Genomic DNA, 22,068 nt, shown 5'->3' with positions numbered 1-22,068 from the left:
TTATGCGGACGCGACGGTGGCGCGACGGACGGTTGTCCGTCGCGCCACCGGAAGGGGTGAATGCACGTAACTTTCGCACCCGAGCGACGTTTCGTCGCGCTACGGTGTGCAGCGATCACAGCCCGTCATGGCGGCGGGCCGCCCGGCGGAGCCGTGGTGTCGTCAGCCCCCGGGGTGCACCCAGGGGTTGGCGCGGCAGGCGACGCCGCCGACGTCGAGCGACTTCGTCTGCTGCTGCATCACGGGCGCAAGTGCTCCCGGGGTGGCGCAGTTGACGTGGTTGTGCCCGAGCCGGTGCCCGACCTCGTGGTTGATGAGCATCTGCCGGTAGGCGTGCATCGCCTTCGGCCCGTAGGTCTCCGCCCCTCGCGCCCACCGGTAGGCGTTGATCATCACGCGCTCGGTCGACGCGGAGTCGCAGGAGACGTTGTCGACGGTGGTGTCGAGCCCCGACTTGGCGCACCAGACGCCGGTCGTGCCGGGGCTCGCCAGGGTGAGGACGAACTCCGCTTCGCCCGAGGAGACGCGTTCGAACGTCATCGCCCCGTTGTGCGCCCAGCTGCGGTCGTCGTTGAGCGTCTCCTGGACGGCCCGCGCGAAGAGGCCGGCGTCCAGGCCGAGCCCCTTCTCGACGTCGATGCGGTAGCGGACCCTGCGACCCTTGCCGGGCCCCTTGTCGAAGCCGGGCACGGCCTCGAACTCGCCCGACCCCTTGAGTCGGGGGTCGATCGGGAACTGCGCCGCCATCAGCTGCTCGTAGGTGGGCGCCGGCGCCGCGGGCGCCGCCTCCGACTCCTGCTGGGGTGTGGCCCTGCCCTCGGAGCGGTCGGGCCGCTCCTGCACCGCACCGCGCTCCTGGCTCGCGGACTGCGAACCGACGCCGTCCGGCCGCTCCTCGGTGACCTGTCCCGCGACGATCACCGCCAGCACCGTGGTCACGGCCGCGGCGGCGACGCCGGTGAAGGCCCGGCCCCTGCCGCCCCTGGCTGCCGGGGGCACGCCGCCGTCCTCGTGGTCCCCGCCGTCCGGGCCGGGACCGCCGCGTTCGGGCTCCCGCGGCTCACCGGGCGGTACGGGTCCGTCGAACGCCTCGACGAACTCGCGCCGCGGGCCCGGTATCCGCGGCCCCGGGGCGGCCGGCGCCGGGGCGCTGCGCACCTGCGGCATCGCGCCGGTCTGCCAGTCGCCCCAGCCGCCGCCGGACTCGTGGTGCTCGGGGTGTCCGCCCCTGACCGGCGCGCCGGGGCCGGGGGCCGGTGCGTGCTGTTCGCCCGGCCTGCGGCGCCGGCCGCCGCCGGGCGCCGCCGCCTCCCGGGCACCGGGCAGCGTGCCGGGTGCGCCCGGCGTCCCGGTGCCCTTGGGTACGGGGCCCTTGCGGCTGTGTCGTCCCACGCCCCGGATCAGCTCCCACCGCAGTCGTCGAGCAGCTCCCGGATCGCCTGGGCGACCGTCTCCGGGTACTCCATCATCGCAACGTGCCCGGCGTCCGGGAGCGTCAGCAGCCGGGAGTCCCGGAACGCCGCCGTCGCGGGCGGGAGCGGACGGTCAGCGTGAGGCCCGGGAGGGCGACGGAGCGCAGCTCCTCCCCCTCGGCGACGCGCACCGCCGCGACCCTGGGGGCCACGGCCGCGCCGATCGCCGGGGCTCCCGGCAGCTCGGTCGAAGACATGCGGGCAATGTTACGAGACGATCACGCCCCCACCCGTGTGTCCGCCGTCACAGGCGGCGGCCCCATGGCATGGCGTCCGCCTCCCGGACCTCCTAGGCTCGTATCAAAGGGCGCATTCCAGGGAAAGCGGTGCGGTATGACAGTCGATCCCTCAGAGCCGGAAACCTTCGCCCACGACGACGACCAGGACGCCGCCCCGCAGGACTCCGAGGTCCCCGAGGCCGATGCCGCGGAACAGCACACCGACGTCCGGCAGGACCACGACGACCCGGTGAACCGCGCCGACCCCGACGCCGCGAACGAGGCGGACGCCGCCGAGCAGGCCCGGGTGGTCACGCTCGACGAGGACGACTACCGGTAACCTGCAGCACTTACCGCCGGTATGTCCCTGTATCGCTCCCGAGCAGGCAGCTTCCGCGACCGTCCGGTCCGTGAAATTCTGCGTCCGCACCACGCACACCGTCGTTACCGAAAAGTACGATGGCGGGCGCGGCGCACAGCGCGTACGGCACGACTGTGCTTGTTCAACACTTGGGAGGCGGCGTGACAGCCATAGAGCAGACAGAGGCGGCGCGCCCGCGGGGCACGCGCCTGCCACGCCGTGCCCGCAGGAACCAGCTCCTGGGCGCGGCCCAGGAGGTCTTCGTCGCGCAGGGGTACCACTCCGCCGCGATGGACGACATCGCCGAGCGCGCGGGCGTCAGCAAGCCCGTGCTCTACCAGCACTTCCCGGGGAAGCTGGAGCTCTATCTGGCGCTGCTCGACCAGCACTGCGAGGCGCTGCTCCAGGCCGTGCGCGGGGCGCTCGCCTCGACCACGGACAACAAGCTGCGCGTCGCGGCGACGATGGACGCCTACTTCGCGTACGTCGAGGACGAGGGCGGCGCGTTCCGCCTGGTCTTCGAGTCCGACCTGACCAACGAGCCCGCCGTGCGCGAGCGCGTCGACCGGGTCTCCCTCCAGTGCGCCGAGGCGATCTCGGACGTGATCGCCGGGGACACCGGGCTGTCGAAGGAGGAGTCCATGCTGCTGGCCGTCGGCCTCGGCGGGGTCTCCCAGGTGGTCGCCCGCTACTGGCTGTCCAGCGGTTCCGGCATTCCGCGCGACACCGCGGTGCAGCTGCTGACCTCGCTCGCCTGGCGCGGTATCGCGGGCTTCCCCCTGCACGGCAGCGAGCAGCACTGAGGCCCTGTTCGCTCCTGGCGTTTCCCGCCGACGACGGACGGGCGCGCTGTCCGGGCTAATGTGTGCTGCGTACGGCGCGGTCGACCGCGCAACGCACTGACCGTTCGGAGGGACATAGCCGTGGAGGTCAAGATCGGCGTGCAGCACGCGCCCCGGGAGATCGTTCTGGAGAGCGGGCAGTCCGCCGAGGAGGTCGAGCGCGCGGTGAACGATGCGCTGGCCGGCAAGGCGCAGCTGCTCAGCCTCACGGACGACAAGGGCCGCAAGGTCCTGGTGCCGTCCGACCGTCTCGCCTATGTGGAGATCGGCGAGAGCGCCACGCGGCGCGTGGGATTCGGCGCGATCTGAGGGCCGGCCCGGCGGCTGCCGCCGCCGGCGCCCGCCCGAGCACGTGAACGGCGACGGGGCCCGCAGGACATCGACTGTCCTGCGGGCCCCGTCGCCGTTCGCCGGAAGGGAGACCCGCCGTACTTCGTCCGTTCTCGCACGAGCTGCCGGATTTGGCTGTTCAGAGCCAGTGTCGCCCGCTCGGAGAGGGTTGTGATCGCTCCGTGCCGGGTAGGACGGGCTACGACCGATCCTGCCCCGTACCGGCGTGAGGTGATCAGCAGTGCTCCTGGAAACGCTCGGCTCCGTCCTCATCGGACTGGCCCTGTCCTGGGCCGCCACCCGTCACCTCTCCGAACGCCTCCCCTCCCGTCGCGCGGTCTTCACGACGGGCACCGTCGGCGCGCTCTTCGGCGCGTACGTGACGCATGTGGCGCTCGGCCCGGGGCACGAGGCGGCGACGCTGATCGGTTCCGCCGCGATCGCCTCCGTCCTGCTCTCCCTGCTGCTGCGCCCGGCCACCTCCGCGCGCAGGCTGCACCGCGCGTTCCCTTTCTGAGCCGGAGGAGGAAGCGGCCGGACGAGACGCCCGGCCGCCGGGAGGACTGACCCGGGCGCCCGGGAGCGGCAGGGTCAGGCCGCCAGGCCGAGGGCCGCCATCCGCTTGGTGTGCGCCTTGGTGATCCGGGAGAACATCTCGCCCACGGCCGCCAGGTCGAAGCCGCCGGCCACGCCTCCGACGAGCATCGTCGACAGCGCATCCCGCTCCGCCACCACCCGCTGGGCCTGGGACAGCGCCTCGCCCATCAGCCGCCGCGCCCACAGGGCGAGCCTGCCGCCGACCCGGGGGTCGGCCTCGATGGCGGCGCGGACCTTCTCCACGGCGAAGTTCCCGTGCCCGGTGTCGTCGAGCACCGCGAGCACCAGCGCCCGGGTGTCGCTGTCCAGCCGGGCGGCCACCTCGCGGTAGAAGTCGCTGGCGATCGAGTCGCCGACGTACGCCTTGACCAGGCCCTCCAGCCAGTCGGACGGCGCGGTCTGGCGGTGGAAGTCGTCCAGCGCCTGGGCGAACGGCTCCATCGACAGCGTGGGCTCCGCGTCGACGGCGGCCAGCCGGTCCCGCAGCTGCTCGAAGTGGTGGAACTCGGCCGAGGCCATCTTCGCCAGCTCCGCCTTGTCACCGAGCGTCGGCGCGAGCTTCGCGTCCTCGGCGAGCCGCTCGAAGGCCGCCAGCTCGCCGTACGCGAGCGCGCCCAGCAGGTCCACGACGGCGGCGCGGTACTGCGGGTCGGCGGACGCCGTGGCCCAGTCCTGGGCGGCGATCCCGGTGTGTTCAGTGGCGATGTCAGGCGTCTCCATGAACCGAACGATAGCCCGCTCGACGGCCGCTCCAAGGGCCTGGTCAGCAGGGCGCCGGACACACTCGCGGTGAATTCACCCAACACACATGCGCGAATCCGGGGTACAGTGGTAATGCGCCTGCTGAGCATCAGCGTCATTGAACTGCTCGGTGGGCCGTCTCATGAATGAGGATGCCCGGTCGGTGGCCCGATCGGCTCCGACCCGCCCGCCCTCCACGCGGACCAGGCGCACAGGTGCGCCCGACCGCAGATGAGGGGCCCCTCAGCGGTATGACGCTCGAGCGACGGCAGTGGTCCCGCACCATCCGGTCAATCCACGGCCGGCCAGTACCCAGGTGCGGTACGACCCCCGTCGTTCGCCTCGTGCCGCGTCTCACAGAAGAGGCAACACCCTGACTACGCAGCCGAAGACTTTCCGGGATCTCGGGATCCTCGCCGAGACCGCCGAAGCCCTCGAGGCCGTCGGTATCGTGCACCCGTTCCCCATCCAGGAGATGACGCTCCCCGTGGCCCTCTCGGGCAGCGACGTCATCGGACAGGCCAAGACCGGCACCGGCAAGACGCTCGGTTTCGGCCTGCCGCTGCTGGAGCGCGTCACCGTCCCCGCCGACGTCGAGGCCGGCCGGGCGAAGCCCGAGCAGCTGACCGACGCACCCCAGGCACTGGTGGTCGTCCCCACCCGCGAGCTGTGCACCCAGGTCACCAACGACCTCCAGACGGCGGGCAAGGCCCGTAACGTCCGGGTGCTCGCGATCTACGGCGGCCGGGCCTACGAGCCCCAGGTCGAGGCGCTCAAGAAGGGCGTCGACGTGATCGTCGGCACGCCCGGGCGTCTGCTGGACCTGGCCGGCCAGCGCAAGCTCGACCTCTCGCACGTCCGCGCGCTCGTGCTGGACGAGGCCGACGAGATGCTCGACCTCGGCTTCCTGCCCGACGTCGAGAAGATCATCCAGCACCTGCCGCCCAAGCGGCAGACGATGCTGTTCTCGGCGACCATGCCGGGTGCCGTGATCGGCCTCGCGCGCCGCTACATGTCACAGCCCACGCACATCCGCGCCACCGCGCCGGACGACGAGGGCGCGACCGTCGCCAACATCACCCAGCACGTCTACCGCGCCCACTCGATGGACAAGCCGGAGATGGTCTCCCGCATCCTGCAGGCCGACGGCCGCGGGCTCGCGATGATCTTCTGCCGCACCAAGCGGACCGCGGCCGACATCGCCGACCAGCTGGCCCGCCGCGGCTTCGCCTCCGGCGCGGTCCACGGCGACCTCGGCCAGGGCGCCCGCGAGCAGGCCCTGCGGGCCTTCCGCAACGGCAAGGTCGACGTGCTGGTCTGCACCGACGTCGCCGCACGCGGCATCGACGTCGAGGGCGTCACCCACGTCATCAACTACCAGTCGCCCGAGGACGAGAAGACGTACCTGCACCGCATCGGCCGTACCGGCCGCGCGGGTGCCTCCGGTACGGCGATCACCCTGGTCGACTGGGACGACATCCCGCGCTGGCAGCTGATCAACAAGGCGCTGGACCTGAAGTTCGCCGACCCGGTCGAGACGTACTCCACCTCGCCGCACCTGTACGAGGAGCTGAAGATCCCCCAGGGCACCAAGGGTGTCCTGCCGCGTGCGGAGCGCACGCGGGCGGGTCTCGCGGCCGAGGAGGTCGAGGACCTCGGCGAGACCGGCGGCCGCGGCCGCCGGCAGAGCGCCCCGGCCGTCGAGGAGCGCCCTGCGCGGACGCGGACGCCGCGTCAGCGCCGCCGCACCCGCGGCGGGTCCGACCTCGACGCGACGCCCTCGGTGCCGGAGCAGGCGTCGGCCGAGCCGTCCGCCGAGCCGCGCACCCCGCGCCGTCGCCGCCGCACCCGTGCGGGCGCGTCGGGACCGGCGGCCGTGGCGGTCGTGGAGACGGTCGAGAGCGTGAGCGTCGTCGAGCCGCGTGCCGAGCAGCAGGCGCCCGCCGAGGCCGCTGTGGCGGTGTCGGAGCCCGAGGCTCCCGCCGCGCCGCGCCGCCGCCGCACCCGCAAGGCCGCCGCGGAGCCGGTGGAGGCCGCCGTGGCGGTCGCCGAGCCCGTGACGGAGCCGGAGACCACGCCGCGCCGCACCCGCACCCGCAAGGCGGCGGAGGCCGTCGAGAGCGCGGTCGCGGTGTCCGAGCCCGCGCCCCGGCGCACCCGTGCGCCGAAGGCCGAGGCCGCGGTGGCCGTCGCGGAGCCCGTGACGGAGCCGGAGACCACGCCGCGCCGCACCCGCACCCGCAAGGCGGCGGAGCCCGCCGAGGCCGCGGTGGCCGTCGCCGAGCCGGTGACCGAGGCGGAGACCAAGCCGCGCCGCACCCGCGCGGTCAAGGCCGTGGAGACGGACGGGACGGCGGAAGCCGCGCCCAAGGCCCGCCGCACGCGCACCCGCAAGGCGGCGGAGCCCGCCGAGGCCGCGGTGGCCGTCGCCGAGCCCGTGACCGAGGCGGAGACCACGCCGCGCCGCACCCGCACCCGCAAGGCGGCCGAGCCCGCCGAGGCCGCCGCCGCGGAGGCGGAGACCACGCCGCGCCGCACCCGTACGCGCAAGGCGGTGGCGCAGCCCGAGAGCTGACGCCTCCCCGCTCCGGACGGCCCGGCTCCCCCACGGGAGCCGGGCCGTCGGCGTGTGGTGCGTCACCCGCGGCGGGCGCGCCGGGTGTCCCGCCGTTAGCCTCGTGCCATGAGCCGGCCGCCCACCTTCGTCCCGCCCGCCTGTGCCCGTCCCGTCCGTCTGCCCACCGCCCGTGGGGAGTTCGCCGTGCTCGACGCGCGGCCGGCGGGACCGCCCCGGGGCACCGCCCTGCTGCTGCCCGGCTACACCGGCAGCAAGGAGGACTTCATCGCGATGCTGGAGCCGCTGACGGCCGCCGGGTACCGGGCCGTGGCGGTGGACGGGCGCGGGCAGTACGAGAGCGACGGCCCGGACGACGAGCGGGCCTACGCGCAGGAGGCCCTCGCCTCGGACGTGCTCGCCCAGGCGGCGGCGCTGGGCGGCCGGGTGCATCTCGTGGGGCACTCGCTGGGCGGCCAGATCGCCCGTGCCGCCGTGCTGCTGGACGCCTCCCCGTTCGTGACGTGCACGCTGATGTCGTCCGGGCCCGCCGAGGTGAGCGAGGACCAGCGGCAGAAGGTGAAGCTGCTCGCGGACGCGCTGGCCGTGATGACGATGGACGACGTCTGGGCGGCCATGCGGGCCTTCGACGCCCCCTCCCCCGAGGACTCCCAGCGGGCCGCCGACAGCGGCCGGGAGGATCTGCGGCAGCGCTGGCTGCGCCACAACCCCGTCCAACTGCGCGTCACGGGACGGCAGTTGACGCTGGAGCCGGACCGCGTCGACGAGCTCGCCGCCGTGGCGCCGCTGCCCAAGCACGTGGTGTCCGGCGAGCGGGACGACACCTGGCCGGTGCCGCTGCTGGACGAGATGGCGGTACGGCTCGGTGCCGCGCGGACGGTGGTGCGCGGGGCCGAGCACTCGCCGAACACGGACCGCCCGGCCGAGACGTCCGCCGCGCTGACCGGCTTCTGGGATCAGTACTGAGACTGGAGGTGCTGCCAGAAGCCGTCGCGCAGCGCCCGCCGCAGCACGGCGTGCCCGCGCAGTGAGCGCTGGAGGTGCTGTTCCGCCTCGACGAGGAGCTCCTGGTCGATCCCGCCCGGCAGGTACGGGTGCCCGGGGAGCAGGTCCGCCATCGCCTCCCGCCCCCGCTCGCCCAGCCAGGTGGCGGCGATCCGGGCGCCGACGAAGCGCACCTCGTCGCGGGACGGCGGCGGGGCTCCCTCGTTCTCGTACGTGGTGACGGGCCTGCGGGTGACGTAGGGGCGGCAGAAGTCGAGGTCGAAGGAGCGCTGGCTGTCGACCTCCCACAGCAGCGGTTCGGCCTGGTTGCGGCCTTCCGCGGCCTCGATGCCCCAGAGGTGGACCCGGGCGCCGTAGCCCTGGGCGGCCTCGACGGCCGGGACGAGGTCCTCGTCGCCGCCGACGAGCGCGGCGTCGCTGATGGCGCGATGACGGGCGAGGGACTCCAGATCACTGCGGATCAGGGAGTCGACGCCCTTCTGCTGGTTGTTGGCATTGAGGTTGCCGAGGCGCACCTTCACGTCGGGCAGTTCGGCGACGGCCTGCTGCTCGGGGGTGTGGATCCTGCGGCGGGCGCCGTCGTACCAGTAGACCCTCAGCAGCCTGCTGTCCGCGAAGATGGTGCGCGCCGTGTCGATGAACGCGTCGATGAGCCCCTCGGCGTCGAGGTCGAAGGAGCGCCTGTCCTCCGTGCCCGCGACCAGCAACCCGGCCGAAGCATAGACGTAACCGGCGTCGACGAAGATGGCGTGTGTCGACGGCGTCTTGGCGACCTCGGCGAGCATCCGCTCCAGGAGCGCGTTGGTGCGCTCCAGGCGGGCTGCGATCCCGGTCGCTCCGGCGATGGGCTGGGGGGCGTTCTCTGCGTCGTCCATACGCGCCTCATTGTGCGCGGCCGGGACCCTACCCGCCAGTAGTTAGGCATCCGAAAAATTTCCTTAGCGTAGGGAATGTTTGCAGGATGCATCGCGTTGTAGACCTCGACACCAGGACGGAGAATTTCCGTCTGTCAGCAGTTCTCCTTCAGGAGGATCAGACGAAGGGAGAAGCCCTTGCGCTTCGAGATCATGCGACTGGACGACGTCGACGGCACGGCCGTGGACAGCACCGTCGTGGACGCCGCCTCCGTCAACCGGATCGTGCAGCAGGCCGCTTCGATCGGCCAGCGCATCCTCATCCGGCCCGCCGAGACCTCGGCTTCATAACCCTGACGAGCACGTGAGCTCGTCACCGCGCCCCCGTACGGACCGTCCGCACGGGGGCGCGGTGCGTGCTCACGAGCCCTGAACGACCTGGGTGACGCCGTTGATGATCTGCTGCACGGCGATGGCCGAGAGCATCATGCCCGCCAGCCTGGTCACCAGCACCACCCCGCCGTCCTTGATGACACGGATGATCAGCAGCGAGTAGCGCATGGTCAGCCAGAGCACCACGTGCATGGCGACGATCGCGGCCCAGACCGAGACCTGCCGTGCGGCGGTGTCGGCGTGCTGCACGGCGAGGATGACCGACACGATGGCGCCGGGACCGGCGAGCAGCGGCATGCCGAGGGGTACCAGCGCGACGTTGACGTCCTTGGTCTGCTGCGGCTCGTCGGTCTTGCCGGTGAGCAGGTCGAGGGCGATCAGCAGCAGGAGCAGGCCGCCGGCGATCATCAGGGCGGGCACGGAGACGTGCAGATAGTCGAGGATCTGCTGCCCGAGGATGCCGAAGACGGTGATGACGCCGAAGGCGACCGCAACCGCCTGCCAGGCCATCCGCCGCTGCACCTTGGTGGCCCGGCCGGACGTGAGGGCGAGGAAGATCGGAGTGATCCCGGGGGGATCCATGATGACGAAGAGAGTCAGGAACAGGGAGCCGAAAACGGCAGCGTCGAACACGTGAAGGGCCTTGCGGGAGAAGTGGTCGTGCGGGTGGGCGGCGGGCCGGGGGACGGCCGCGGTTCAGGGCCCGACGGGCCCTACGGGCGGGGTCCGCCGGTACCGGGCACCGGGAACGCGCCGGTGGCGCGCCGGGTGATCTCGCCGTAGATCTCGGGGTCGGTGGTGTACTCGCCGAGCCGGCAGGTCTTGCGGCTGCCGTGGTAGTCGCTGGACCCGGTCGTCAGCAGGCCGAGGTCGCCCGCCAGGGAGCGCAGCCGGGCGCGGGCCGCCTCGTCGTGGTCCATGTGGTCGACCTCGACGCCGTCCAGGCCGCAGGCGGCGAGCTCGGCGAGGGCGCTCTCGGGGACCGTGCGGCCGCGCTTGACGGCCAGCGGGTGCGCGAGGACGGTGACGCCGCCGGCGGCCTTGACGAGCCGGACGGCGGTGAAGGGGTCGAGTTCGTGCTTCTCGGCGTAGGCCCGGCCGCCGTCGGCGAGCCAGGCGGGCGTGAAGGCGTCCGAGACGGTGGCGACCACACCCAGCTCGACCAGGGCCTCCGCGATGTGGGGGCGCCCGACGGAGCCGTCACCGGCGATCCGGGCCACCTGCTCCCACGCGACCGGGACGCCGAGCTCCTGGAGCCTGCCGATCATCGTCCGGGCGCGCGGCACCCGGTCGTCGCGCACGAGCTCGCGCTCGCGCAGCAGCTCGGGCTCCTCGGGATCGAAGAGGTAGGCGAGCATGTGGAGCCCCACGCCGTCGAGACGGCAGGAGAGTTCCGCGCCGGTGACCAGGGTGAGGCCCTCGGGCACCGCCCCGGCGGCCTCCGCGTGGCCGCGGGTGGTGTCGTGGTCGGTGAGCGCGACGACGTCCAGGCCGGCCGCGGCGGCTTCGCGCACCAGGTCCGCCGGGCAGTCCGTGCCGTCGGACGCGGTGGAGTGGGTGTGCAGATCGATGCGCACGACGCTGGCTCCACGGCTCGGGACGGACAGGGGACGCTCCAGGATAACGGGCCCCGAGGGCCGCCTCGACCCCGACCGGTAAGACGACCTCCGGCCGACGGCCCCTTACCGCGGCGGCGCCGCCCGGTTACGAGAGCAGCCTCGGCGACAGCGCCCCGCACGGCAGCAGCTCGACCTCGGCGCCCGCGTCGCGCAGGTCGGTCAGCACCAGCTCGTCGTAGAGCAGCAGGCCGGACTGCTCGGGCCAGACGATCGCCCACAGCCAGAGCCCTCGCGCCTCGCCGGCGAACACCGCGCGGTCCGCCGGCGCGTCCGCCACGTGCCACAGCGGGGTGGGGCGGCCGGCGGCCAGCACCTTGGCGTGCGGGGCCCGGTCGACCTCGATGTGGGGGCCCGGATCGGGCCCGTCCATTCCCGCGAAGCGGGCTCCGAGACCCACCCCGAGCTCCTCGGCCACGAGCAGCAGTTCGCCGATGCCGCCGAGCGGGCCGGGCCCGGAGCAGGCCACCGCGGTCGCCCGGCCGCCGCTGCGGTCGTCACCGGCGTAGGCCACGCCGGTGAACAGCCATCCCACGGGGAGCGGCCACGGCATCCACACGGGGATCTGCGCCCGGTGCACCACGACACCGAGGGCCTCGACACTCGGCGGGATCACCGGCTGAAGCGGATACACGGCACCGTGCACATCGCACTGCCAGGCGTCGGCAAAGAGTCCGGGCGCCCGCACCCGGCCACCGCACTTCGGGCAACTGGGTTCGCCCCTCATAGTGCCCAACGGTCCTACCAGGTTGACTCCGCGTCAAGGACGATCACCCGTCCGGAGCGCGCCTCCACCCCGGCAGGGAGGCGACCAAGTAGATGTATGTTGCATTTATTAGTCCGCCTAATTTATTGTCTGCACAGAGCACCCATCAGGCGCCCGTCCAGGCGCCCACCCCCCAAGGAGGAGCCGCTCCATGCACGGAAAGGACCTCGGGCCGCACCCGGCCGACGACCCGTTCGACGAAGGGGCGCACAGCATCCTGCGGCAGCCGATGGCCGTCTGGGCGACGGCCGGCGCCGCGGTCGTGGCCTTCATGGGCATCGGCCTCGTGGACCCGATCCTGCCCTCGATCGCCCACGGTCTGGACGCCACACCGAGCCAGGTGTCCCTGCTGTTCACGTCGTACTTCCTGATCACCGCGTTCGCGATGCTCGTCACCGGCTTCGTCTCCAGCCGCATCGGCGGCCGCCGCACGCTGCTGGCGGGGCTCGCGCTCGTGATCGTCTTCGCCGCCCTGTCCGGGACCTCGGACTCCGTCGGGGAACTCGTCGGCTTCCGGGCCGGCTGGGGACTCGGCAACGCCCTGTTCGTGTCCACGTCCCTCGCCGTCATCGTCGGCGCGGCGGCCGGCGGGAGCGCGGCGGCGATCCTGCTGTACGAGTCGGCCCTCGGCCTCGGCATGGCCTGCGGGCCGCTGCTGGGCGCCGTGCTCGGCGACGTGAGCTGGCGCTACCCCTTCTTCGGCACGGCGGCGCTGATGGCAGCGGGCTTCCTGTGCATCGCCGTGTTCCTGCGGGAGCAGCCGCGGCCGGCGGCGAGGATCTCGCTGCTGGACCCGCTCAAAGCGCTCGGGCACGGCGGCCTGGCGTCCACCGCGGCCTCGGCGTTCTTCTACAACTACGCCTTCTTCACGGTCCTGGCGTTCACGCCCTTCGTGCTGGACATGACGCCGTACGCGTCGGGCGGGGTGTTCTTCGCCTGGGGCGTCCTGCTCGCGGTGCGACCTCCACATGCCGTTCACGGTCGCGGGCGCGGCCGCCCTGGCCGGCGCCGGCATCGTGTGGGTCCGGCGCGCCGCGCTGAGCCACGAGGCACGGGAGCTGGAGACGCGGCACCTCACGCAGGACGGCGTCGCCGCCTTCGCCGACTGAACGGTCCGACGGGCCCCGGGGCCTTTCGTCCGGACCGTGGCGGGCTCGCCCGCCCCTGATCCGGACGAGCCCCTAGTCCAGGCTCACCGGCCTGCGCAGCGGATCGCGCAGGTCGGTACCGTGCGAGAGCCAGCGCTCCTGGAGCGCGGCCGCGCCGTGCACCCGCTTCCACGCGGCCTCGTTGGCGGTCATCGGCAGCAGCGGCAGGAACCGCACCGGTTCCCTCGGCTCCGGCAGCTCCAGGTCCTCCACCAGGCCGCCGGGCTCCGCCACCAGCACCGAGGTGAACGCGGCACCCGGCCACAGGGGCTCGCCGACGTCCAGGGAGGCGCCGGGCGCCACCACCACGCCCTCCACCTGCGGGGACGCGGCCAGCACCGCGAGCTACTGTGGGGCGCTGGTCGGGACGGCACGCAGGGACACCTCCCCGCGGCCGCCGAGGAGGTCGCCCTCCGGTCCCGACGACACGTCGTCCCTCACGGGGGACCGGCCGGAGGAGGTGGGGCTGCGATGGACCGAAGTCGATCGTGCAGTACCAACAGCTCTTCCGCGCGGCCCCTTTCCCCGCGTCACGCCTGATCCCGGCGCACCGCCGAGCGGTGCGGTGCCCGTGCTTCCACCGCACGGGCGGTCCACGGCTTCTCGCACGACGGAAGAGCACCTCGTTCCTCCCTGTCTGTAGCGAACGCCGTCACCGCGATCGTGCGGTGCCGCCCGCTTTGCGGACGTATGCCTCACGTCCCCATTCCGGGCTGCGCCACGTCTGTCGCCGACGGCCTCTCCGTGAAGGAGCCAGCCATGTCGATGATCCGTGACCTGCGAGCAGCCGTGCGCCCCTCCCTGCGCAAGAGCAACGCCCCCTACAGCACCTACGACACCACCCGCGACCCCTCGGCATCCAGCGCGGTCGTCGACTGCGCCGTCTACCGCGACGGCAAGCGGCTGGAGAGCGACAGCTGCCAGACGCCGCACGAGGCGATGCTCCGGGTGCGCGAGGGCGGCGGCTTCGCCTGGATCGGCCTGCACGAGCCGACGGACTCCGAATTCGCTGGCATCGCCGCGGAGTTCGGGCTGCACCCGCTGGCCGTGGAGGACGCCGTCCACGCGCACCAGCGCCCCAAGCTGGAGCGCTACGACGACACCCTGTTCACCGTCTTCAAGACGATCCACTACGTGGAGCACGCCGAACTGACGGCGACCAGCGAGGTCGTCGAGACCGGCGAGGTGATGGTCTTCACCGGCCGGGACTTCGTCATCACGGTCCGGCACGGCGGCAAGGGCTCGCTGCGCGCCCTGCGCTACGGCCTCCAGAAGGACGCCGACCTGCTCTCCAAGGGCCCCTCCGCGGTGCTGCACGCCATCGCCGACCATGTGGTCGACGGGTACATCGCCGTGGCGTCCGCCGTGCAGGACGACATCGACGAGGTCGAGATCGACGTCTTCTCGGCACCGGCGAAGGGCGGTCCCCGCGGCAGCGACGCCGGACGGATCTACCAGCTCAAGCGCGAGGTGCTGGAGTTCAAGCGGGCCGTGTCCCCGCTGCTGCGGCCGATGCAGCTGCTGAGCGAGCGCCCGATGCGCCTGGTGGACCCGGACATCCAGAAGTACTTCCGTGACGTCGCCGACCACCTCGCCCGTGTCCAGGAGGAGGTCATCGGTTTCGACGAACTGCTGAACTCCATCCTCCAGGCGAACCTCGCCCAGGCGACCGTCGCCCAGAACGAGGACATGCGCAAGATCACCTCCTGGGCGGCGATCATCGCCGTGCCGACGGCGGTCTGCGGGATCTACGGCATGAACTTCGACCACATGCCGGAACTGCAGTGGAAGTACGGCTACCCGATGGTGCTCACCGGCATCGCCGTGGTCTGCTTCGCCATCCACCGCAGCCTCAAGCGCAACGGCTGGCTGTAGGGCCCCGGGCCCGCCCTCGGTAGGCTTCGGGCATGACAACCCCACCGCTCGCGAGGGCGCTCGTCGAGGAGGCCACCAAGAAGTCCGGCCTCGTCTGGGTCCGCGGCGACGGCCCGGCGCGCGCCCTGTGGCACGTGTGGCACGAGGGCGCCGCCCATGTCGTCGGCGACGGGCCGGGCGAGCAGCCGCTGCCCGGTCTGACCGACGGCGGCGCCGCCGAGGTGACCGTCCGCAGCAAGGACAAGGGCGGCCGGCTCGTCGTCTGGACCGCCTCCGTACGGCAGTTGACGCCCGGTTCGCCGGAGTGGGACGCGGCCGTCGGCGAGCTCAAGGGGAAGCGGCTGAACGCGCCGGACGCCGAGCGGATGACGGAGCGCTGGGCCCGCGAGTGCCGCGTCCTGCGGCTGGAGCCGCGCGAGGCGTTCACGGAGATGTCCGACGAGTCGCTCGCCGCCGCGCCGCCGCCGAGCGGCGCCGTCACCCGCCGCGCGGTCCCCGCGGCTCTGCCGAAGCTGCTCCTGAGGCGCTCCCGGCGCCGCTGAGGCCGCCCCGGGACCGTGTACCCCGGGGCCCCGGCCCGCGTCAGTCCCCGGACGACGTGGGGAGCTGGCCGCCGTAGTCGAGGGTGTCGTCCTTCGCCGGTTCGGCGAGCGGGAAGTCCTTGTCCCATTCACCGAGCAGCAGCACGCCCGCGCCCGCCGCGCGCGCGAACTGGAGCGGATACGGTTCGCCGATCAGCGAGACGTCGAGGACGCCGCCGGAGCCCTCGGCGGCGAGCACCTTGATGGTCTTCACCCCGCCGACCTGGGTCCGGTCGCCCTTGCTCAGCTCGCCCTGCATCCCGAGCAGCCCGTCCAGCAGCACGTCCATGTCGGTGAAGCCGCGGAACCGCTTGTACGAGGGGTCGTTCTGAGGCACCTTCACGTACTTGTCGCCGAGCTTCTTCGCCGCCTCGGCGTCGGCCCGGCCCGGCTCGTCGCCCTCGCCGTCGGCGCCGCGCCAGAATCCGGCGTCGGCCTTCAGGAAGAGGGCGTCGCCGATCCGCAGCAGCTCGAAGGTGTTGTCCTTCGAGGTCACCGAGCCGCTCGCGCCCTCCTGCTTGAGGCGCATGTTCAGCTTGTACGAGCCGCCCTTGCTGACCAGGGTCCCGGACAGGCGGACCGCGTCGGCCCCGTCCACCGCGGCACGCGCCTTCTCCTCGATCTCCCCGGCACTGAGCTTGCCGATCCCGTTCGTGCCCGCGTCCGGGTCCTCGCCGCAGGACGTGAGTCCGGCGGACAGCCCGGCGCACAGCGCCGCGGCGAGAGCGGCTCGGCCCGCCCGGCCGGCCGAAGGGAGGGGAGTCACCAGCACCCTGCCTCTCATCTCTGGGGGGTTGGCAGACCGCAGCGTACCTGTGCCCGCCGGTCGCCCTCGCAGCCAGCCGTACGGACGTGGGCCGGGGGCGCCCCGGATCGGTACGGGCTAGCCTGAACCCGTCGAACAGCAGGTTTCCCGGCAAAGGAGGCGCGGTATGGCGGCGGGCGCCCCCCGGGTCTTCGTCTCGCACATCGCGGGCGTTCCCGTCTTCGACCCCAACGGCGACCAGGTCGGCCGGGTGCGCGATCTGGTGGTGATGCTGCGGGTCGGACGCCGGCCTCCGCGGCTGCTGGGGCTGGTCGTCGAGGTGATCAGCCGGCGCCGCATCTTCCTTCCCATGACGCGGGTGACGGGTGTGGAGTCCGGCCAGGTCATCACCACCGGCGTGCTGAACGTGCGCCGCTTCGAGCAGCGCCCCACCGAACGGCTGGTGCTCGGCGAGCTGCTCGACCGGCGGGTGCGCCTGGTGGAGAGCGGCGAGGAGGTCACCGTCCTCGACGTCGCGGTCCAGCAGCTCCCCGCCCGGCGCGACTGGGAGATCGACAAGGTCTTCGTCCGCAAGGGCAAGGGCGGCGCACTGCGCCGCAAGGGCGAGACGCTGACGGTGGAGTGGTCCGCGGTCACCGGGTTCTCGCTGGAGGAGGACGGGCAGGGCGCCGAGAGCCTGCTCGCCACCTTCGAGCAGCTGCGTCCCGCGGACCTGGCCAACGTGCTGCACCATCTGTCGCCCAAGCGCCGGGCCGAGGTCGCCGCCGCCCTCGACGACGACCGGCTGGCGGACGTGCTCGAGGAGCTGCCCGACGACGACCAGGTGGAGATCCTCGGCAAGCTCAAGGAGGAGCGGGCGGCGGACGTGCTGGAGGCCATGGACCCCGACGACGCCGCCGACCTGCTCTCCGAGCTCCCCGAGGCGGACAAGGAGCGGCTGCTGACGCTGATGCGCCCCGACGACGCGGCCGACGTGCGCCGGCTCATGGCGTACGAGGAACGGACCGCGGGCGGCCTGATGACCACCGAGCCCATCGTGCTGCGTCCGGACGCCACGGTCGCCGACGCGCTCGCCCGGGTGCGCGTGGCCGACCTCTCCCCCGCGCTCGCCGCGCAGGTGTACGTGTGCAGGCCGCCGGACGAGACGCCGACCGGCAAGTACCTGGGGACGGTGCACTTCCAGCGGCTGCTGCGGGACCCGCCGTTCACCCTGGTCAGCTCGATCGTCGACAACGACCTGCCGCCGCTCTCGCCGGACACCGCGCTGCCGGCGGTCACCAGCTACCTCGCCGCGTACAACATGGTCGCCGCCCCGGTCGTCGACGAGAGCGGATCCCTGCTGGGCGCGGTGACCGTCGACGACGTCCTCGACCACCTGCTGCCCGACGACTGGCGGGAGACCGAGTTCGAGGAGTCCGCCCATGGGTAGCGGCGACCCCGGCCAGACCGAGCGGGGCGAGCCGCGCGACCGTGTGCCGGCGGGCGCCGGCGCCTCCTCGCGCCGGGTGCGGCTGGACCTGCCGCGCATGCCGCGCCGCAGTCTGCTGCCGGAGTACGACCCGGAGGCGTTCGGGCGGTTCTCGGAGAAGATCGCGCGGTTCCTCGGCACCGGCCGGTTCCTCGTCTGGATGACCCTGACGATCATCGCCTGGGTCGTGTGGAACATCGCCGCCCCCGCCGGCCTGCGCTTCGACGAGTACCCGTTCATCTTCCTGACCCTGGCGCTGTCGCTCCAGGCCTCGTACGCGGCCCCCCTGATCCTGCTGGCGCAGAACCGGCAGGACGACCGGGACCGGGTCAACCTGGAGCAGGACCGCAAGCAGAACGAGCGGTCCATCGCGGACACCGAGTACCTGACCCGCGAGATCGCGGCGCTGCGGATCGGCCTCGGCGAGGTCGCGACGCGCGACTGGATCCGCTCGGAACTGGAGGACCTGGTCAGGGAGCTGGAGGAGCACCGCGCCGTATTCCCGCAGCGGGAGCCGGACCACCGTGACGAAGGCGACCGCTGACGGGTCTTTCCGGAGGTGGCGGGCAGCGCCGTACCATCGTCCCTATGGTTACGGAAGACGCGGTGCTCGAGGCACTGGCGACGGTGAACGACCCCGAGATCAACCGACCGATCACCGATCTGGGCATGGTGAAGTCGGTCGCGCTCGGGGACGACGGCACGGTCGCCGTCACGGTGTACCTGACCGTCTCGGGGTGTCCCATGCGGGAGACGATCACCCGGAACGTCACGGAGGCGGTCGCCCGCCTCGACGGCGTGACCGGGGTGGACGTCACGCTGGACGTGATGAGCGACGAGCAGCGCAAGGACCTCGCGGCGTCGCTGCGCGGTACGACCGCGGAGCGCGAGGTGCCCTTCGCCAAGCCCGGCTCGCTGACCCGCGTCTACGCGGTGGCCTCGGGCAAGGGCGGCGTCGGCAAGTCCTCCGTGACCGTGAACCTGGCGGCCGCGATGGCGGCGGACGGCCTGAAGGTCGGCGTCGTGGATGCGGACATCTACGGCCACAGCGTGCCCCGCATGCTGGGCGCGGACGGGCGTCCCACCCAGGTCGAGAACATGATCATGCCGCCGTCGGCGAACGGCGTGAAGGTCATCTCCATCGGCATGTTCACGCCGGGCAACGCGCCCGTGGTGTGGCGCGGGCCGATGCTCCACCGGGCGCTCCAGCAGTTCCTCGCGGACGTCTACTGGGGCGATCTGGACGTGCTGCTGCTCGACCTGCCGCCGGGCACCGGCGACATCGCCATCTCCGTGGCCCAGCTGGTGCCGAACGCCGAGATCCTCGTCGTCACCACCCCCCAGCAGGCGGCGGCCGAGGTCGCCGAGCGGGCCGGGTCCATCGCGGTGCAGACGCACCAGAAGATCGTGGGCGTCGTCGAGAACATGTCGGGCCTGCCGTGCCCGCACTGCGACGAGATGGTCGACGTCTTCGGCACCGGCGGCGGCCAGCGGGTCGCGGACGGACTGACGAGGACGACCGGCGCGACCGTGCCGGTGCTCGGCTCGATCCCGATCGACGTCCGGCTGCGCGAGGGCGGCGACGAGGGCAAGCCGGTGGTCCTGACGGACCCGGACTCCCCCGCGGGCTCCGCGCTGCGCGCGATCGCGGGCAAGCTCGGCGGACGCCAGCGCGGCCTGTCGGGCATGTCGCTGGGCATCACCCCGCGCAACAAGTTCTGACCCCCCGGTCCCTCCCGGGCCGCGTGCGGACCGGGAGGGGGCGGTGGGCCGGGGGCGCGGAGCTCCCGGGGCGGAGACCTCGGGGCGCGGGCCTCAGAGGTACGGGGTGAGGTCCTCGATCGCCGAGAAGGCCAGGCCGTACGCGCTCATGCCCCGCCCGTACGCGCCGATGTGGACGCCGTTGCCCGCCGTGCCCGCCAGGACCCAGCCGAACTCGGACTCCCGGTAGTGGAAGGGGGTCGGCACGCCGTCCACCGGGAGCGAGAGGGCGGACCACTCCTCGCCGGCCAGGTCGTCGGCGAGTTCGAAGGCCGTCTCCGTCTGCTGGTCGAGCCAGTCGTCCCGCAGGGTGTGGTCCAGCTGCGGGGGCCAGGTGTGGGCCAGGAGGCCCGAGCCCGCGAGCCAGGCGGCCGAGGAGACCGTGGTGGCGTCCAGGACGCCCGTGCCGTCGGCGCTGCGGCGCACCGGGCTCGCCGCGACCGTCACCACGACCGCGAAGCGCTCCTTGTCCGCGGCGCTCGCCTCGTTCCGTATCGACGGCTCGTCCCCGTGGCCGATGGCGCCGTGCTGGACGGTGCCGTCCGCGGCCGTGCCCACCTGCATCAGCCGGCGCGGGCCGGTGAACGCCCCGTCCAGGCCGTACCACGGGAAGGCGGCGCCGCGGAATGCCTCGGCCGTCCGCCGGGCCGCGGCCGCGGCCGCGGCACCGGGGTCCGCCGCGGTGCCGGTCGTGCTCTGCGCCGTCATCCGGCTGGTCGTAGCCATCTGTTCGGCCGCCTCCTCTGTCACTCGCACCCGCAGCGGACGGCCCCCGGTCCTGGGGCGTGCTCACTGCCGGACAGATGGAGAGAATAGCCACCCGGCGACGGCGGGCGGCCATTGACGGGCGTCAGGTGGCGTCCGAGTCGAACGGCGGGCGCTCGTCGCGGGCCGGCTTGTCGCCCTTCTTCAGCAGGTCGGGACCGCCGGAGGGGGTGCCGTTGACGGCCGCGGGGACCGCGCCGTCGGACACGCCGGACGGCTCGCGGCCGTTGACTGCGTCCGTGACGTCGTCGATCTCCTTCTTGAGGTCGAAGCTGCTGCGGAGCTCCTTGAGCTCCTTCAGGTCCTCGTTCTCCGCGAGCTGCTTGCGCAGATACGTCTTGGGGTTCAGGTCCTCGAACTCGAAGTCCTTGAACTCGGGCCCCAGTTCGCTGCGGATGTCCTCCTTGGCGTTCTCCGAGAACGCACGGACCTTCCGGATGAAGCGGGCCGCGTCCTGGATGACCTTCGGCAGCTTGTCGGGGCCGAAGATGAGCACGGCGAGCACGACCAGAGCCACCAGCTCCAGTCCGCCTATGTCATTGAACACCCTGCTGCTCCTCGTGTTCGCTGTGGCCCGCAGGTCCGTCGGGGTCCGGACCCGATCCACGGTACCTGCCGAATCCGTCCGCCCGGTACCTGCCGGACGGCACGCAGATGGTCATGAACTGTCCGCCGATCCCAGGGTCAGACTCACCGTCCGCTCGTCGCCGCCGCGGGTCACCGTGAGCTCCAGCCGGTCCCCGGGGCGGTGGGCGCGGATCTTGACGATCAGCTCCTCACCGCTGTGCACCCGCTGGCCGTCGACCTCGGTGATCACGTCGCCCGGCTCGATCCCCGCGTCGGCGGCCGGGCCGCCGGGGGTGACCGAGGGGGTGTCGTCCTTGCCCTTGTCCCCGACGCGCGCCCCGTCCCCGGCGAACTTCATGTCCAGGCTGACGCCGATCACCGGATGGGTGGCCCGGCCGGTGTTGATCAGCTCCTCGGCGACCCGCTTGCCCTGGTTGATCGGGATCGCGAAACCGAGGCCGATCGAACCGGCCTGGCCGCCGTCCGCGCCGGCTCCGGTGTCGGCGGCCCTGATGGCGCTGTTGATGCCGATCACCCGGGCCTTGGCGTCCACCAGCGGGCCGCCCGAGTTGCCCGGGTTTATCGGGGCGTCGGTCTGGAGTGCGTCGACGTAGCTGACGTCGCTGCCGTCGCCCTTCTCGCCGCCTGCCGTGATCGGCCGCTCCTTGGCGCTGATGATGCCCGCGGTGACCGTGTTCTGGAGGTCGAAGGGCGCTCCGATGGCGACGACCGGGTCGCCGACCCGGACGTCGTCGGAGTTGCCGAGGGGCAGCGGCTTGAGGCCGGACACCCCGGTGACCTTGACGACGGCCAGGTCGTAGCCGCTGTCCTTGCCGACCAGGGTGGCCTCGGCCGTCTCGCCGCCGCTGAAGGTGATCGTGATGTCGCCCGACTCGCCCGCCGGGTCGACCACGTGGTTGTTGGTGAGGATGTGGCCCTTGCGGTCCAGGACGAAGCCGGTGCCCGTGCCCTGTTCGCCCCCGCCGCTGACGTGGAGGGTGACGACACTCGGCAGTGCGCTGGCCGCGATGCCGGCCACGCTGTCGGGCGCGCGGTCCCTGGACTCGCTCTCCGCCTGCGGCAGTTCGAGCTGGGTGAGGCCTCCGTTGCGCTCCGCGTAGACGCCGATCGCCCCGCCGGCCCCGCCCGCGACGAGGGCGATCAGCAGGGCGCCGATCAGCAGGGGGCCGCGGCGGCGCCTGGCCGCCGGCGGCTCGCCCGTGGCGGTCAGCGGGCCGCCGGGCGCGCTCCAGGGGTCGTACTGGAGCCACACGGAGTTCAGCGGCCGATCACGGCAGGCGGCGAGAAGGGCGACGGCAGCGACGTCAGCTACGTCGACGCACTCCAGACCGACGCCCCGATAAACC

The 22,068-nt window shown here is 72.7% G+C and carries 22 protein-coding genes and 4 pseudogenes; 13 read left to right on the top strand and 13 right to left on the bottom strand.

All coding sequences use genetic code 11. The features are described from left to right. Positions 1-162: 162 nt before the first annotated feature. From EAO77_RS12210 to EAO77_RS12200, 3 genes and pseudogenes are all read right to left on the bottom strand, one after another. Complete coding sequence (locus EAO77_RS12210; protein ID WP_147988021.1) at positions 163-1,392, bottom strand: DUF3152 domain-containing protein; 1,230 nt, start codon at positions 1,390-1,392, stop codon at positions 163-165. 8 nt (positions 1,393-1,400) lie between these two features. Beyond that, a pseudogene (locus tag EAO77_RS39940) lies at positions 1,401-1,529 on the bottom strand (alpha/beta fold hydrolase); the annotation flags it as partial. Then, positions 1,505-1,669 (bottom strand): annotated as a pseudogene (locus EAO77_RS12200) (alpha/beta hydrolase); the annotation flags it as partial. The pseudogenes EAO77_RS12200 and EAO77_RS39940, both read right to left, overlap by 25 nt. A 136-nt stretch (positions 1,670-1,805) precedes the next feature. On the opposite strand from EAO77_RS12200, the gene EAO77_RS12195 reads away from it, so the two are divergent. The 4 genes from EAO77_RS12195 (at position 1,806) to EAO77_RS12175 (ending at position 3,740) form a co-directional block, all read left to right on the top strand. After that, positions 1,806-2,030, top strand: a complete 225-nt coding sequence (locus EAO77_RS12195; protein ID WP_147988020.1) for a hypothetical protein — start codon at positions 1,806-1,808, stop codon at positions 2,028-2,030. A 182-nt stretch (positions 2,031-2,212) separates the two neighbouring features. Beyond that, the gene (locus tag EAO77_RS12185) at positions 2,213-2,854 is read left to right on the top strand and encodes a TetR/AcrR family transcriptional regulator (protein WP_147988019.1); all 642 of its coding nucleotides are present in this window, start codon (positions 2,213-2,215) and stop codon (positions 2,852-2,854) included. A gap of 120 nt (positions 2,855-2,974) precedes the next feature. Then, the gene (locus tag EAO77_RS12180; protein WP_187283194.1) at positions 2,975-3,202 is read left to right on the top strand and encodes a DUF3107 domain-containing protein; all 228 of its coding nucleotides are present in this window, start codon (positions 2,975-2,977) and stop codon (positions 3,200-3,202) included. Between the two features lie 262 nt (positions 3,203-3,464). Then, positions 3,465-3,740 (top strand): hypothetical protein, encoded by a 276-nt coding sequence (locus EAO77_RS12175; protein ID WP_147988018.1) that lies wholly within the window; start codon positions 3,465-3,467, stop codon positions 3,738-3,740. Between the two features lie 74 nt (positions 3,741-3,814). Here EAO77_RS12175 and EAO77_RS12170 read toward each other — a convergent pair whose 3' ends face one another. Continuing rightward, positions 3,815-4,540: a ferritin-like fold-containing protein gene (locus EAO77_RS12170; RefSeq protein WP_147988017.1), complete on the bottom strand. Its 726-nt coding sequence runs from the start codon at positions 4,538-4,540 to the stop codon at positions 3,815-3,817. Positions 4,541-5,036: 496 nt separating this feature from the next. On the opposite strand from EAO77_RS12170, the gene EAO77_RS12160 reads away from it, so the two are divergent. Both EAO77_RS12160 and EAO77_RS12155 read left to right on the top strand, forming a co-directional pair. Beyond that, entirely contained in the window at positions 5,037-7,136 is a 2,100-nt protein-coding gene (locus EAO77_RS12160) for a DEAD/DEAH box helicase (protein ID WP_147988015.1), read from the top strand. A 108-nt stretch (positions 7,137-7,244) separates the two neighbouring features. Further along, positions 7,245-8,102, top strand: a complete 858-nt coding sequence (locus tag EAO77_RS12155) for an alpha/beta fold hydrolase (protein ID WP_147988014.1) — start codon at positions 7,245-7,247, stop codon at positions 8,100-8,102. Here the strand turns inward: EAO77_RS12155 and EAO77_RS12150 are convergent. Further along, complete coding sequence (locus tag EAO77_RS12150; RefSeq protein WP_147988013.1) at positions 8,093-9,016, bottom strand: NYN domain-containing protein; 924 nt, start codon at positions 9,014-9,016, stop codon at positions 8,093-8,095. The two genes, EAO77_RS12155 and EAO77_RS12150, sit on opposite strands and share 10 nt — an antisense overlap. Before the next feature lie 177 nt (positions 9,017-9,193). Here EAO77_RS12150 and EAO77_RS38575 point away from each other — a divergent pair, with 177 nt between their 5' ends. After that, a complete protein-coding gene (locus EAO77_RS38575; protein WP_177150633.1) occupies positions 9,194-9,346 on the top strand; it encodes a hypothetical protein in 153 nt (50 codons plus the stop codon). Positions 9,347-9,415: 69 nt separating this feature from the next. Here EAO77_RS38575 and EAO77_RS12145 read toward each other — a convergent pair whose 3' ends face one another. The 3 genes from EAO77_RS12145 to EAO77_RS12135 all read right to left on the bottom strand — a co-directional run bounded on the left by EAO77_RS12145 (position 9,416) and on the right by EAO77_RS12135 (position 11,731). Next, the gene (locus EAO77_RS12145) at positions 9,416-10,021 is read right to left on the bottom strand and encodes a MarC family protein (protein WP_147988012.1); all 606 of its coding nucleotides are present in this window, start codon (positions 10,019-10,021) and stop codon (positions 9,416-9,418) included. An 80-nt stretch (positions 10,022-10,101) separates the two neighbouring features. Further along, complete coding sequence (locus EAO77_RS12140) at positions 10,102-10,965, bottom strand: PHP domain-containing protein (RefSeq protein ID WP_147988011.1); 864 nt, start codon at positions 10,963-10,965, stop codon at positions 10,102-10,104. Between the two features lie 127 nt (positions 10,966-11,092). Then, a complete protein-coding gene (locus EAO77_RS12135) occupies positions 11,093-11,731 on the bottom strand; it encodes a DUF6758 family protein (RefSeq protein ID WP_147988010.1) in 639 nt (212 codons plus the stop codon). 190 nt (positions 11,732-11,921) lie between these two features. Here EAO77_RS12135 and EAO77_RS12130 point away from each other — a divergent pair. Continuing rightward, positions 11,922-12,879 (top strand): annotated as a pseudogene (locus EAO77_RS12130) (MFS transporter). 72 nt (positions 12,880-12,951) lie between these two features. On the opposite strand, the pseudogene EAO77_RS12125 reads toward EAO77_RS12130, so the two are convergent. Then, positions 12,952-13,263: pseudogene (locus tag EAO77_RS12125) on the bottom strand (suppressor of fused domain protein); the annotation flags it as partial. A gap of 414 nt (positions 13,264-13,677) precedes the next feature. On the opposite strand from EAO77_RS12125, the gene EAO77_RS12120 reads away from it, so the two are divergent. Together EAO77_RS12120 and EAO77_RS12115 are read left to right on the top strand one after the other, a co-directional pair. Next, on the top strand, positions 13,678-14,793 hold the full coding sequence (locus tag EAO77_RS12120; protein WP_147988009.1) for a magnesium and cobalt transport protein CorA: 1,116 nt from the start codon (positions 13,678-13,680) through the stop codon (positions 14,791-14,793). A gap of 32 nt (positions 14,794-14,825) precedes the next feature. Beyond that, complete coding sequence (locus EAO77_RS12115; RefSeq protein ID WP_147988008.1) at positions 14,826-15,335, top strand: hypothetical protein; 510 nt, start codon at positions 14,826-14,828, stop codon at positions 15,333-15,335. Positions 15,336-15,375: 40 nt separating this feature from the next. On the opposite strand, the gene EAO77_RS12110 is transcribed toward EAO77_RS12115, so the two are convergent. Next, complete coding sequence (locus EAO77_RS12110) at positions 15,376-16,158, bottom strand: hypothetical protein (RefSeq protein ID WP_147988007.1); 783 nt, start codon at positions 16,156-16,158, stop codon at positions 15,376-15,378. Positions 16,159-16,306: 148 nt separating this feature from the next. Between EAO77_RS12110 and EAO77_RS12105 the strand changes: the two genes are divergently transcribed. The 3 genes from EAO77_RS12105 to EAO77_RS12095 are packed head-to-tail and all read left to right on the top strand — an operon-like array spanning position 16,307 to position 19,330. Beyond that, a complete protein-coding gene (locus EAO77_RS12105; RefSeq protein ID WP_147988006.1) occupies positions 16,307-17,569 on the top strand; it encodes a magnesium transporter MgtE N-terminal domain-containing protein in 1,263 nt (420 codons plus the stop codon). Further along, positions 17,562-18,152, top strand: coding sequence for a DUF1003 domain-containing protein (locus tag EAO77_RS12100; RefSeq protein ID WP_147988005.1), 591 nt, complete (start codon positions 17,562-17,564; stop codon positions 18,150-18,152). The genes EAO77_RS12105 and EAO77_RS12100 overlap by 8 nt, the downstream gene beginning before the upstream one ends. A gap of 44 nt (positions 18,153-18,196) precedes the next feature. Further along, positions 18,197-19,330 carry an Mrp/NBP35 family ATP-binding protein gene (locus EAO77_RS12095; protein ID WP_147988004.1) on the top strand — a complete coding sequence of 378 codons (1,134 nt, stop codon included), beginning with the start codon at positions 18,197-18,199 and terminating at the stop codon, positions 19,328-19,330. Positions 19,331-19,423: 93 nt separating this feature from the next. Here the strand turns inward: EAO77_RS12095 and EAO77_RS12090 are convergent, their stop codons facing one another. The 3 genes from EAO77_RS12090 to EAO77_RS12080 all read right to left on the bottom strand — a co-directional run. Next, entirely contained in the window at positions 19,424-20,095 is a 672-nt protein-coding gene (locus EAO77_RS12090; RefSeq protein ID WP_410088412.1) for a hypothetical protein, read from the bottom strand. 124 nt (positions 20,096-20,219) lie between these two features. Beyond that, on the bottom strand, positions 20,220-20,681 hold the full coding sequence (locus tag EAO77_RS12085) for a sec-independent translocase (protein ID WP_147988003.1): 462 nt from the start codon (positions 20,679-20,681) through the stop codon (positions 20,220-20,222). Between the two features lie 111 nt (positions 20,682-20,792). Next, on the bottom strand, positions 20,793-22,068 hold a 1,276-nt coding region (locus EAO77_RS12080; protein ID WP_147989090.1), incomplete at its 5' end, for a S1C family serine protease.

The organism is Streptomyces sp. T39, assembly GCF_008042045.1.
Classification (GTDB): domain Bacteria; phylum Actinomycetota; class Actinomycetes; order Streptomycetales; family Streptomycetaceae; genus Streptomyces.
The sequence above is the reverse complement of the archived record's forward strand: the minus strand, read 5'-3'. Positions and strand labels throughout refer to the sequence as shown.